Below are 12914 nucleotides of genomic sequence, written 5' to 3' on the forward strand. Positions count from 1 at the left end.
CCCTTCCACTAGTTTTCCCGAATGATCTGATATTAAGTATTTCAAAATTTAACTACTTTGGCATTAGAATGTTAAAGTTGGTGCTGCATCTTTTGCAAATTCAAGGAATGTAACAGCTCCGCCAACTTCAATCCCATCAATAAAGTCTTCTTTCGTTAAGCCCATTACATCCATTGTCATTTGACACCCGATAAATTTTACGCCCATTTCTTGTGCCATTTCAACTAATTGTGGAATGCCTGGTACGTTTGCTTTTGCGAATCCTTCCGCAAAATGCTCTTTTCCTGCTGGCATCGGTAATTGTTGCATTGCTTGCTTATGGATTAAGTTAAGTCCCTCAAATGTAAAGAAGATCGCTACCTCTTTCTCTGTTGCGGCGGCTGCCGTTGCAATGTTAAATACTTTATACGCGTCAAATAACCCACCATTACTTGCAATAATTGCTACTTTGTTAGACATAATAAATTCCTCCAGTTAATTTAAGTTTTTATATTTTTTTTGCTAAATCGCCATTCCAAGAACTCATTCCTGGTAGCACGTTTACAACTTTCGTAAAACCTTTTTCCGCTAATTTCTGTGCGGCTAAATCGCTACGTGTCCCTGTACGACAAATCACATAAATCTCTTGGTCTTTATCCAGTTCATCTAAGCGGCCTTCTAATTCACCCATTGGGATTGATTTAGAGCCTTCAATATGACCAAAAGCATATTCTGCTTCTTCACGAACATCTAGAATAATACCGCCATTTGTAGCACGGTCGATTATTTCTTCATTGGTAATCGTATTTTCAAACTTCTTTTCCGAATCAAGGTCATCGCCACTTTTACGGATGTAATGCAGTAATACACCATCCTCTTCTTTCGTCCCAAGATACTGATGCCCGACACTTTCAGACCATGCTTTTAGGTCCGCAATCGAGCCTTTATCGGTAGCTTGCACTTCTAGTATTTGACCATCTTCTACATCATTCATTGCCTTTTTCGTTTTAACAATGGGCATTGGACATGCAAGACCTTTACAATCTAAATTTACATCTGCTTTAATTGACATTTCAAAACCTCCACATACCTACAAGGGTATTGTTTTTCGCAAAAAAATTACTCGACTTTACCTTCCCAACTCATCATTCCACCAGTCATGTTTGTTACATCAAACCCTTGACTTTGTAGATAGTGCGTTGCCTGACCACTGCGCCCACCTGAACGGCATACCATAATATAAGGTTTGTTTTTATCCAGTTCGTGTGAACGAAACTCCAGCAATCCTAATGGAATATGCGTAATGCCAGGGATGTGACCTGCTTGCACCTCATCCACTTCGCGAACATCAATTAGATTTAGCTGTTCCCCATTTTCTATACGTTGTTGAACTTCTTTTGCACTAATTTCTTTCATTTTATTTTCCTCCTAAATTAATAATTAACCTCTCCAAGAACTCATGCCACCACGAACATTTGTGATGTTTTCATAGCCCAATTTTTTTAGTTGTTTACATGCTTGGGCGCTACGCATTCCACTTTGACAAATGACTACAATCTCTTTGTCCTTTGGGAGCTTTGAGAGATCTGAACCTAATGGCATATTTTTAAACTGATGAATATTTCGAGATTTATATTCACCTTGTGTGCGTACATCGACGAATACTTTATCCTTGTCATTTAATATTCCTTTTAGTGTTTCAGTCGTTATAGTTTTTGTTCCTTTAACCGGTCTCATACGCCAAAGGATAAAAACAATTGCCACCGCAATTATGATCCAAATTTCCATGAATGTACTCCTCCATACCTATATGGGTATACTTTTATTGAAAAAGAAAAGTCGATTTTTTTAACGACTTTTAACTAACAAATCCATTGCTTCTTGTATTGAGTCATTCGCAGTATCGTCGTTATGCTTTGCCTCCAAGATACATTCTTTTAGGTTTTGGCTAACGATTACACCTATAGTATGATCAACACCTGAACGGACAGCAGATAGTTGAGTGACGACGGCTTTACAATCTTTTTCTTCATCCATCATTTTCAATATCCCTCGAAGTTGACCTTCAATACGTTTGATACGATTTTTTATTTTAACGTCGTCCGAATTCAATTGTGCCGCCTCCCTTATGTTATTTTCTCTTACTGATATACATATATTATACCCCTATAGGTATAGTGTCAACAGATATAATAAAAATTTCTTTTGTTTTTAGATTCTCCAAAAATTGAAGAACGATACACTTCTTTATATAGATGCATTGGGGATGGTAACAATAAACGTATGATGGTATCCATCTGAAGTTAATTGGATCTTGCCTTTATGTTGTGCAAGGATTTCTTTTGATATGGCTAGGCCTAACCCTTTACCAATCGTATTATTCGTAGATTCTGTCCGATAAAATCGTTCAAATATACTTTCTCTTTCTTCCTTTGAAATAAATTGACCTTCTCCACTTACAGAAATGCAATAAGATTCATTGACTTTTTTCCCTGTTATCACGATTGGCTTATACCCCGTGTAGTAACGTATGGCATTATCAATCAAATTACTCATAACCTGAGTTATCCCATTCGGATCAATGCGAATCAATTGTTGATCAATGTCCGTTCTAATATCGATATTTTTTCCTTTCATGGACCAACTAAACATGTGAACTACTTGATTGATGATTTCAGAAATTTGTATTACTTGTTTTTGAACAAATTTTTGATGTTGCACGTATTCAAATTCTTCAATTGCCTTTAGTTGTTCTAACATAGTAATCAAGCGATTGGATTCTTGTTGAAGCGCATGAAATAACTCTTTATCACCAGTTATGATTCCGCTTTGTAACGCCTTTAAATATCCGTTTAAATTGGTTAAAGGTGTGCGAAATTCATGAGAAAAATCAGACAATTGTTTGTGCCTTTGAATTTTATTGCACTCCAGTTGATCCACTAGCTCATTAAAATGATAGATTAACTCTTCCATTTCACCATCAGATTGAAATTGGATATTCTGTACTTTATGACCTTGTTTTAAGCTTTTCATCGACTCTATTAATACGGTTAAAGGTTTCATTAATTTACGTGTAAAGTAATACTGGATGACTATGGCGAGAACAATAAATACCCCAACTAGGATCCATAAATATTGCAATAAGACCGCTTTAAATAATTTTGTTTGTTGATTACTCACCATTTCATCAAATATTTGACAAGCTGCTTCATAAATCGACCATCCAGAAAGTAATATGAATGCAACAATGATGAAACTATTGGCTATGGTTAAGCGCCACAAAAACTTTTTCGGTAACAACGATGTAAGTTTATCCTGTAACAAACTTATACCCCATTCCCCGAACTGTTTGAATCCTTTTTGGCTTACTTGGATTTTCTTCAATCTTTTCACGAAGTTTTTTAATATGTGCATCGATTGTTCTAACCATTACTTCTTTTTCAAGATATGGATACAAATGCTGTAATAAATTTTCACGGGGTAATACGAGGTTGGGGTTTTCCATGAAGTGATACAATAATTGAAATTCATGTTTCGTCAGGTGAATTTCTTGATCATATAAAAGCACTTCTCCTTTTCTCGGTTTTATACATAACCCTCCGTATGAAATTTTTTGACAAAATTGACCTGTCCTTCTTAAAACAGCTTCTACATGCGCAAGTAATTCTTCTGGATCAAACGGTTTTGTCATATAATCATCAGCACCTAATCGAAGCCCATGTATTTTATCCGCTGTTTGTACTTTTGCACTTAACATAATAATGGATACTTCATTTCTTTCTTGCTCTTTTATCCATTCACACAATTCTTCACCACTGATTTTCGGAAGCATTAAATCCAAGATAATTAAACAGGGATGCTCATTCAGAAATACATCTTTTGCGTTTTCTCCATCTGCTGCTTCTACCACTTCATAGCCTTCCTTTTGTAAATAAATCTTAATTAAGTTTCGAATCATTTGGTCATCTTCAACAATTAAGATCTTTTGTTTCAAAATGACACCCCATTTTAGTGATTACTCTAATTTCTCAAACTCTCTGATCATTAAATCGTAATTCATCGCACCTAATGCGACATATTGAATTCTCCCTTTTGAATCAATCATATAAGACGTTGGATAAGCTTGCACACGATACAATTCGGCCACATCTCCATTTTGATCAATTAAAACGGGAAACGTGAACGCTCTATCTTGAATAAAGTTCTCAACAGTTGTCAATGAATTTTCTGTCTGCGTTAAGTTAATAGCCAACACGACGACATCCTCATCTTCAGAAAATTTCTGTATATCGGGCATCTCTGCTCGACAAGGTGGACACCAAGTAGCCCAAAAATTAAGGAACACCTTTTTTCCTTTAAAATCGGAAAGGGAAAGAACCTCCCCATCTAATGTTTCCAACGAAAAGTTAGGTGCGACATTTCCACGTTGAACGCCCACTACATTTGTCTCTTTAATGTCAATGTCAGTATTTGAAGAAACTACTGGATTCCCTGTTTCTGATTGATCAGACTGTGTGGAAATATATTGGAATAACGCATAACTAATCATCGCAATTAACAGTACACCAAATATCACTTTTCTCACTGCTATTTACCTCCTTCTATCCTAAATTGGATAACCATGTCCCATCAATTAATTTTAATAAAAACGCACTTAATCGAGGCATTTGTCCAAAAAATAGGAGGATCCCCATTAGAATCATCAGAACGCCTCCCATTTTCATAATGATGCCAGTTTTCCTTAAAATCCATTTAGAAGATCCGACGAAAAACGTGAGAATAATAAACGGAACCGCAAAACCAATGACATACATCAATGTATAGAGAAGACCTTGACTTGGATTGGTTGCAGCTAACAACAAGATTGATGCAAAAATTGGACCAATACAAGGAGTCCACCCTGCTGCAAAACCTAATCCAACAAAAAATGTACCTAAAAAGCTCGTCGATTTCTTCGTATAGTGAAATCGTTTTTCCTTCATAAATAAAGGAATCGTTAACCAACCAGCTACCAAAAATCCCATAAAGACAATAAAGATTCCAGCTAGTCGTTGGATCAATAATGCGGTATTCCCTATTAATAATTGTTGCAACCACTGCCCTAGAAAAGAAGCACTAGCACCTAAACTAATAAAGACAACACCTATTCCAAGTAAAAAGATAATGGAATGACTGAATATTCTTTTGCGAAGTCTAGTAGTTTGTTCTGCTTGAATTTCCATTACACTGATGCCTGTAATATAGGATAAATAGGCAGGAAATAGTGGTAGAACACACGGAGATAAAAAAGAAATAGCACCCGCTCCAAAAGCTAAAAGCATTCCAACTAATAAGACCGTATCTGTCTCTATAATCATTTGATCACCTCTTCAATTTAATAGAAATAAGAACAATGGTCATAAATAAAAAGAATAATAAAATAAACGGCCATGATAATAGATACCCAAACACTGATACAAAAGGTTGTGTAAAAAACATCAATAGTGTCCCAACTAACCAACTAATCAAGAGAATGGAATATAAAGTGACCGTTGAAAGCTTTTCTTTTAAATAATAAAAAATAGTCACTAGAATCCCATAGAAAATCAAATTGGTTAAAGAATAAACATTTTGATCTTGTACAAATTGAATAAATTCAAACATGAATGATGCCGTCAATATAATGGGAATCAATAAACTTATTATTGGAAGTTTATTTTTTCTCTGTTTATAAATTAATCGTAAAATACTACCAATAATGGCAACATAAAAAGAAGTTGAATCAACGGGATATGCTAAGATAGCAAGTGGATCTTTTACAAAAATTGAGAGATTTAAAAGAACTTTCCCAATCCACATAAATATCACGAAATTGATGAAAAAATCAGTAACTTCTTCTAACTGTTTTCTCTTCTGTTCTTTACTAGATGGATTCATCCAATAAAAAAGTAATAAACCTGCGACAATGCTAAAAAAAATAGTAGCTAATGAAAAAATTTTTGCAGTAATAGCCATTTCACACCTCCTCTAAATTGTAAATATTTAAAAATGACTCATTTCGGTAGTACTAGCCTTCTTGTTCCCCATCGTACATTTGAATAGACTTGATCATATCCTCCATGATTTGTTCATCCATCGAGCCGACGAACTTTTGAAAGATCCGTCCTTTTGCATCGATAATATAACTTGTTGGAATGGTAAGTATTTCATAGAGCTTTCCAACAGATCCACTTTCATCTAATACAACTGGAAATGTTAATCCATACTCATTGATGAACTTTTCCACTGCTTGTTTTCCTTCATCCAGAGCCGTTAAGTTTACGGCAATAATTTCAACGCCATTATCTTTATTTTTTTCATAAAAATTTTGCATATGGGGCATTTCTGCTCGACATGGTGGACACCAAGTAGCCCAGAAATTTAGAATGACGATTTTACCTCTAAGGTCGGAAAGATTAATATGGGTCCCATTCATATCCGACAAAGTAAAATCCGGAGCAAATTCAACGTCTAGTGATGAATGACTTGACTCGATGATCCCGGTCTTTTTCGAATTATCGTTTGTATTTTTAGCCGGCTCTAGAGGCTGTCCTATTCCACTCGCTACATCTTCCGTTTGGTTCGCATTCTCTATTGTGGAATCACTTGCCTTTTCCTTCATTAGAGAATCATAAAAGGCATAACCCGCTAAAAATCCGATAAGTATGAAAGGTAACAATTTTTTAATCACGAAAGCGTCTCCTCCTAATAGCGTCTCAATTTTTACTCTTGTTCTTTGAATTATGGAGTAGAATTGTGAAAATTTCGTTAAAATGAAACAAAAAAATTACTTAAAGAAATAATCTTTTCTAAACAAATCAAAAGCCTTTAAATAAAAGGGATGAAACCAAAAGATGAAGACGCTTCTTCACCAATTGACTCATCCCTAGATAAATATTTACTTCAATTTTGATATACTACTTATTGCTTGTTATTTTTAATTGACGCCATACACACTTGAATAAGTCTTCCAACCACCATCAACATTTTTCACATCGAATCCATTGTTTTTTAGAATTCGGCTTGCTAAATAGCCTCTTAATCCGACTTGGCAGCTAACATAAACGGTTTGATCTTTTGGGATTTCATCTAAATTTTCTCTCAAGTCATTGAGGGAGATGTTGATTGACCCTGGAATATAGCCATTTTCTCTTTCCTTTGGTTCACGTACATCAATTAAAAGCCCACCATCTGCTACAACTTGATCCACTTCATGCCATTGAATTTGTTCTAAGTCGCCTAGCATAATATTCGTTGCCACGTAGCCTGCCATATTGACAGGATCTTTTGCAGATGAATACGGTGGTGCATATGACAATTCTAAGTTTGTTAAATCTTCTACTGTTAGATTCCCTTTAATCGCAGTGGCGATCACATCCATTCGTTTATCAACACCATCTGCCCCAACAGCTTGTGCGCCAAAGATTTTTCCTGTTTCTTTATCAAAAATTAATTTTAACGCGATTGGTGCTGCCCCTGGGTAATATCCTGCATGGGAGCTTGGGTGAATATGCACAACTTCATATGCTACTCCTAAACGCTTTAATGTTTTTTCGTTATTCCCAGTAGCCGCAACAGTTAAATCAAATACTTTTGCAATGGAAGTACCTAAAGTACCTTGATACTTCTCGTTTTTCCCCATAATATTATTGGCCGCAATACGACCTTGACGATTAGCCGGTCCTGCAAGTGGGATCATCGCTTTTTTACCGTTGATATAATCGACAACCTCAACAGCGTCACCTACAGCGTAGATATCCTGATTTGACGTTTGTAGATAGTCGTTCACAATAATTCCACCACGTTCGCCTAACTCTAATCCAGCTGTTTTTGCTAATTCATTTTCCGGTCTAACCCCGATTGAAAGAATCGTCATATCCGTTTGAATTTCAGTTCCATCTAATAAAATTACTTGCTTTCCTTGATCAGCAAATGCTTGCACACTATTTTCTAAAATTAAATTGACACCTTTTTCTTTTAAATGCTTGTGTAAGATACTTGCCATTTCAAAATCAATTGGAGCCATAATTTGATTAGCCATTTGGATAATCGTCACTTCGATGCCACGGTCAACAAGATTTTCAGCCATTTCAATTCCGATAAACCCGCCACCGATCACAACGGCTTTTTCAGGTTTTTGCGTATCAACGTAGTTTTTAATGCGATCCGTATCCGGAACATTTCTTAAAGTAAACAACGCTTGGTTCTCATCTAACCCTGGAATTGGCGGTACAATCGGTCTAGCGCCAGGTGATAACAGTAATTTATCGTATGTTTCTTTATAAACTTCTCCTGTTTGCAAGTTTTTAATAGTTACAGTCTTTTCTTCTGGATCAATATTCTCCACTTCACTTAAATTTCGGATATCCAGATTGAAGCGTTCTGACATACCCTCCACGGTTTGTACTAACAATTTATTTCGATCCTTGATTGTTTCGCCAACATAATAAGGTAAACCACAGTTAGCAAAGGAAATATATTCACCACGTTCTACAAGGATAATGTCAATTTCTTCACTAATTCTTCTTAAACGGGCCGCAGCTGTGGCTCCCCCTGCAACTCCACCAACGATAATCACTTTTTTTGTCATAACTTTTCCCCTCCAAATTTTAATTCGTCTCCAAATACCGTACGGGGTATTATTTTTTATAAATAAAAAGTCGAAAACGTTATCGACTCTTTACAAATAGGTTCACTGCTTCTTGAATGGATTCATTTAAGGCTTTTTCGTCTCCCTCTGCTTCTTGAATACATTCAAGTAAGTTTTGGCTAACAATTAACCCTATCGCACGATCCACTCCAGAACGAACTGCCGAAAGTTGCGTAATGACGGCTTTACCAGCCTTACCCTCTTCCATCATTTTCAATACGCCACGAAGTTGACCTTCCATTCGTTTCATTCGATTTTTCACTTTATCATCATATGAATTCAACTATGTGGTCTCCTTTTTAATTCATTATTGATATCCACATAATATACCCCTATAGGTATGTTGTCAACCAAAAATATTTTCTACTAAATCAGCCTAAGATTTCTCTTTAAGTGCTAGTTTCAAAGAGAATGGCTACAAGAAAACTTGCATTATAAATCCATTGGTTTTTGTCCTACAAATTGAATGACATGGGATAGACCATTATGTAGTTCACCCTCGTAACGTTCAACTTCACCCATAAAAAAATGAATAGTACGCCAATCGGCAAAAATTTTTAGAAATTCTTCAGGTTTATATAAAAGATTCATTTCTTGTGGTCCTCCACTATTGTAGGGAATTTGTTTATGTGAATAAACTTCAGTGATATAATACCCACCTGGCTTTACGGCTTTTTTTACCCCTAGAAGTGTTTTTGTACGTAATTCCTCTGGGAAATGCCCAAATATACATACAATTTCATCCCACTTATTTTTTTCCCATGTAGCTTCATTTAAGTCAATCAGCATCGTGTTAACATTTACACTACGTTCTTTTGCGAGCTTTTCCGTTTTTTCTAAACCTGATTCCGCATAATCCCATGCTGTCACATCCAGTCCTTGCTCTGCTAAGAAAACTGCATTACGCCCTTCACCTTCGGCAATCGCCAAAGCTTGCCCTGTTATCTGGAGTTTCCGTTGCGTCTCTTCTAAGAAAACATTCGGTTTTTCCCCATATACATAGTTCTCCATTTGAAAACGAGTATTCCAAAAATTCATCGGCAACCACCCTTTCGATAAAATTACTTTTAACATCAATTTTACTATTTAATCCTAAGCATTGTTTTAATTTCAATAAAAAAACGACGAACCATAGATTACAGTCCAGTCGTTTTACTCCATATTAATGATGCTCAGCTTCTGCTGCGATGGCATCTGCTTTTGTTGGATGTGTCGTACCAAATGGATGGTTTGGTGGCGCATAAATGGAATAGAGTTTTAGTGGTATGTTTCCTGTATTGATTAGGTTGTGCCATGTTCCAGCTGGTATTACAATGGCGGAATCATCTTGAACAGGTCTTCTAAAAGTTAGATTGTCTCTGCTATTCCCCATTTGGACAATCCCTTGACCCTGTTCAATACGCAGGAATTGATCCACATCCGGATGCATTTCTAACCCAATATCTTCCCCAACACCAATACTCATTAAAGTCACTTGAAATTGTGTTCCCGTCCATAAAGCTGTACGGAAGCTAGTATTTTGTTTTGTCGCAGTATTTATATCAATGACAAATGGCTGCAATCCATAATCTCGTAACATCATTCTGTTGTGATTAATAGAGTTCATAATTGGATTCATATTCCAGTAATTGATTGGGTTACCATAGTTGTACATTGGGACATGACCATAATGAGGGGGATGACATGGATACATATACGGATAGTACATTTTCTCAATCCCTTCTTCAGTTATACATACACAAAATTAGCATATGCCACTGTTTCGATTACGTCCCTAAAGTTCATACAAAATTATCCATAATAGTTAATAAAAGTGGAATTATTATACCTTCATACATAAAAAAGTAAAAAGGGTATAGTTCAAACAAGAACAAATGCAATGCTAAAGTTAATATTAAAAATGATACTTCTTGCCAATTTAGTTTATTTATTTCCGAAAAAGTAAACCCTCTACTAAAAGCTGTTATTAAGCTTTTAAAAAAACTAAACTCATACACCTTCCCTTTTAAAAAAGGATTACTAGCTTTTCATACTAGTAATCCTTTCTTGAATATTTACTTACTAATAAAATCCTTCAAAACAGCTCTCTCTGTCTCTGTTAACGTTGAGGCATACATTTTTACCATATCATTTATTAATTCATACTGCTTTACTCCCCGTAAAGAGCTCAACTTCTTAATAAATTGGTAGTCATTATCGTCCGCTTTTAATGAACCCCGTTTCATATATGCTTTTTCTTTTTCAGGCTCAGCAGTTGGTACTGCCCCGAATAACGAATTTAAAACATCTGCTTCCCCTTTTTCAACAGCCCCTACTTTTTGAGCTAATCCTGTTAATTGCGGATCTCCCTTAGAAAATGGAGTAGGATTTGGATTCTCTGTTCTCATTATGAATACCCATCCTTTCAAGTATTTCATCTAGTAATTCTTCATACATTTTTAACGCATTTTTATCGTGATGATCTAGTTTGCTTTCTAAATCTAAAGGCGTTTTTGTATAACGCTCGATACGGTCACGGGCTTTAATAATATTTTCATATGCAAGCTCGCCAAATTCTGCACGAATGTCTTCTACAACCTCTTTACGGAGCGTACCTTGACTTGAAAATAGATAAATTATGACACCTGCAAATTGAACTGGCTTAAGTTTAATGGCCTCCATAATTTTACCTAATGTTACTGTAGTATCTTGGAAGTCCTTTGCGCCATTTAATGAAGACGTTTCACATTTCACAACACCAATTGCATAATCAGAAGCTGCTAATGCATTCTTCGTATACGTATTTTGCGTAGGTGGTGTATCCCAAATAATGAAGTCATAATCCCCTTCTACCTCACTTACTAATTTTCGTAAGTAGAAGTTAAATGCAGGATGATTTTCGTCACCTAATTTTTTAAATAGGAAAATATCAATACCATCTAAGTCTTTACCATTTGGAATAATATCTACATTTTCACTTAATGGCATAATTGCTGAACGGAAATCCTCGTTCACAATTGCATCTTGAATTGTTGGCGTATTCTCGTTTAACAAATGAAGTTTATTAAATGTATTAATCAGCCAATGTGTACTGTTAGCCTGCTTGTCCATATCAATAAGCAGAACCTTATAACCTCTTAAAGAGAGTAGTAGAGTAAAGAGATACGAGCATGTGCTTTTTCCTACACCGCCCTTTTGGTTACCGAACACCATTTTGATTGCCATAACATGTATAGCCTCCTTTGAAATACCGTTCTAGTATTATTATAAAGGAAAGTTGTTTAAAAGTGGGATATTTCTATAAATCTATATTAAGAATTTTATATTTAGGGATTTTTCCCTTTTTATAATTTTCTATTATTCTCCATCTACCTTTTCCATTTTAATTATTCCATAAATAAGAAATCTACTCTCCACTGCTCTATTCTACGCTATTCTTTTGTATTATTTTTAAACCTACTCTAATAATAAAATTATTAAAATAAGCTTAATTTTGTTAAACTATATATATAAATTAACTATTTGGAGATGACACCCATGCCTTCTATACAATTCGGAACTGATGTCATTTCTTATCAAATTAACTATAGCGCTAAACGGAAGAACCTATCCATCCAAGTCGATGAAAATGGAGTTACGGTCATTGCACCAAAGACGGCATCTGAAGAGGAAATACAATCAATTTTAAAACAAAAAGTCATATGGATTTTAAAACAACAAGCCTACTTTAGCGAAATAGAACATTATGAAAACCCACGTAAATTCTTATCTGGAGAAAAATTACCTTATCTAGGGCGACAATACCGTTTAAAAGTACATCAAGAAGCCATTGAAAAGGCATCATTCATATACCGTCAAGGACGTTTTATTGCGTATGTACCAAATCATTTACCAGAAGATGAATATAGAAACACATTATATCCACTTTATAAGGAATGGATCATTCAACGAGGCAGTTTGATAGCTGCGGAACGTATCAAACGATTTCAACAATTCTATCCCTACTCTCCAAAGAAAGTAATTATTAAAGACCAGCAGCAACGATGGGGGAGTTGTACCGCTAATGAACAAGTACTCCTCAACTGGCACATCTTTTTAGCCCCGATGTCTGCAATCGACTATGTAATTGCTCATGAATTGGCTCATTTAAAAGTAATGGATCATTCGAATGCTTTTTGGGAGACGCTAGCGATGGTTTATCCGGAATATCAGGTAAGTAAAGAGTGGCTGCGTTTGAATGGACGAAAGCTATATATATAAAAACAGCAACCATCACAATACGGTTGCT

The 12914-nt window shown here is 35.5% G+C and carries 18 protein-coding genes; 1 reads left to right on the plus strand and 17 read right to left on the minus strand.

Translation table 11 applies throughout. The annotated features are described in order from the left end of the window. Positions 1-63 precede the first annotated feature (63 nt). From CRO00_RS15865 to CRO00_RS15945, 17 genes are all read right to left on the minus strand, one after another. On the minus strand, positions 64-459 hold the full coding sequence (locus tag CRO00_RS15865) for a DsrE/DsrF/DrsH-like family protein (RefSeq protein ID WP_097074649.1): 396 nt from the start codon (positions 457-459) through the stop codon (positions 64-66). A 28-nt stretch (positions 460-487) separates the two neighbouring features. Continuing rightward, the gene (locus tag CRO00_RS15870; RefSeq protein ID WP_097074650.1) at positions 488-1051 is read right to left on the minus strand and encodes a sulfurtransferase TusA family protein; all 564 of its coding nucleotides are present in this window, start codon (positions 1049-1051) and stop codon (positions 488-490) included. Between the two features lie 47 nt (positions 1052-1098). Next, entirely contained in the window at positions 1099-1395 is a 297-nt protein-coding gene (locus tag CRO00_RS15875) for a rhodanese-like domain-containing protein (RefSeq protein ID WP_097074651.1), read from the minus strand. A gap of 24 nt (positions 1396-1419) precedes the next feature. Further along, the gene (locus CRO00_RS15880; RefSeq protein WP_097074652.1) at positions 1420-1767 is read right to left on the minus strand and encodes a rhodanese-like domain-containing protein; all 348 of its coding nucleotides are present in this window, start codon (positions 1765-1767) and stop codon (positions 1420-1422) included. A 60-nt stretch (positions 1768-1827) separates the two neighbouring features. Further along, positions 1828-2091, minus strand: a complete 264-nt coding sequence (locus CRO00_RS15885; protein ID WP_097074653.1) for a metal-sensitive transcriptional regulator — start codon at positions 2089-2091, stop codon at positions 1828-1830. Between the two features lie 135 nt (positions 2092-2226). Continuing rightward, positions 2227-3261 carry a sensor histidine kinase gene (locus CRO00_RS15890; protein ID WP_161946710.1) on the minus strand — a complete coding sequence of 345 codons (1035 nt, stop codon included), beginning with the start codon at positions 3259-3261 and terminating at the stop codon, positions 2227-2229. Positions 3262-3289: 28 nt separating this feature from the next. After that, positions 3290-3973 (minus strand): response regulator transcription factor, encoded by a 684-nt coding sequence (locus CRO00_RS15895; RefSeq protein WP_097074655.1) that lies wholly within the window; start codon positions 3971-3973, stop codon positions 3290-3292. A gap of 21 nt (positions 3974-3994) precedes the next feature. Further along, positions 3995-4564, minus strand: coding sequence for a TlpA family protein disulfide reductase (locus tag CRO00_RS15900; RefSeq protein ID WP_237658448.1), 570 nt, complete (start codon positions 4562-4564; stop codon positions 3995-3997). 16 nt (positions 4565-4580) lie between these two features. Beyond that, on the minus strand, positions 4581-5336 hold the full coding sequence (locus CRO00_RS15905; protein ID WP_097074656.1) for a cytochrome c biogenesis CcdA family protein: 756 nt from the start codon (positions 5334-5336) through the stop codon (positions 4581-4583). A gap of 4 nt (positions 5337-5340) precedes the next feature. Continuing rightward, entirely contained in the window at positions 5341-5973 is a 633-nt protein-coding gene (locus tag CRO00_RS15910) for a hypothetical protein (RefSeq protein WP_097074657.1), read from the minus strand. Positions 5974-6025: 52 nt separating this feature from the next. After that, on the minus strand, positions 6026-6688 hold the full coding sequence (locus CRO00_RS15915) for a peroxiredoxin family protein (RefSeq protein ID WP_237658449.1): 663 nt from the start codon (positions 6686-6688) through the stop codon (positions 6026-6028). A gap of 246 nt (positions 6689-6934) precedes the next feature. Further along, positions 6935-8587, minus strand: coding sequence for a CoA-disulfide reductase (locus CRO00_RS15920; RefSeq protein ID WP_097074658.1), 1653 nt, complete (start codon positions 8585-8587; stop codon positions 6935-6937). A 79-nt stretch (positions 8588-8666) separates the two neighbouring features. After that, positions 8667-8930 carry a metal-sensitive transcriptional regulator gene (locus tag CRO00_RS15925; RefSeq protein ID WP_097074659.1) on the minus strand — a complete coding sequence of 88 codons (264 nt, stop codon included), beginning with the start codon at positions 8928-8930 and terminating at the stop codon, positions 8667-8669. Positions 8931-9079: 149 nt separating this feature from the next. Next, entirely contained in the window at positions 9080-9685 is a 606-nt protein-coding gene (locus CRO00_RS15930) for a class I SAM-dependent methyltransferase (protein WP_097074660.1), read from the minus strand. 124 nt (positions 9686-9809) lie between these two features. After that, complete coding sequence (locus tag CRO00_RS15935; protein ID WP_097074661.1) at positions 9810-10355, minus strand: cupin domain-containing protein; 546 nt, start codon at positions 10353-10355, stop codon at positions 9810-9812. 346 nt (positions 10356-10701) lie between these two features. After that, positions 10702-11034: a hypothetical protein gene (locus tag CRO00_RS15940; protein ID WP_097074662.1), complete on the minus strand. Its 333-nt coding sequence runs from the start codon at positions 11032-11034 to the stop codon at positions 10702-10704. After that, positions 10997-11851, minus strand: coding sequence for a ParA family protein (locus CRO00_RS15945; RefSeq protein WP_097074663.1), 855 nt, complete (start codon positions 11849-11851; stop codon positions 10997-10999). Before CRO00_RS15945 ends, CRO00_RS15940 begins: the two co-directional genes overlap by 38 nt. A 312-nt stretch (positions 11852-12163) precedes the next feature. Here CRO00_RS15945 and CRO00_RS15950 point away from each other — a divergent pair, with 312 nt between their 5' ends. After that, entirely contained in the window at positions 12164-12886 is a 723-nt protein-coding gene (locus tag CRO00_RS15950; protein WP_097074664.1) for a M48 family metallopeptidase, read from the plus strand. The last annotated feature ends 28 nt before the right edge of the window (positions 12887-12914 follow it).

This window comes from Ureibacillus xyleni, from assembly GCF_900217795.1.
GTDB lineage: Bacteria > Bacillota > Bacilli > Bacillales_A > Planococcaceae > Ureibacillus > Ureibacillus xyleni.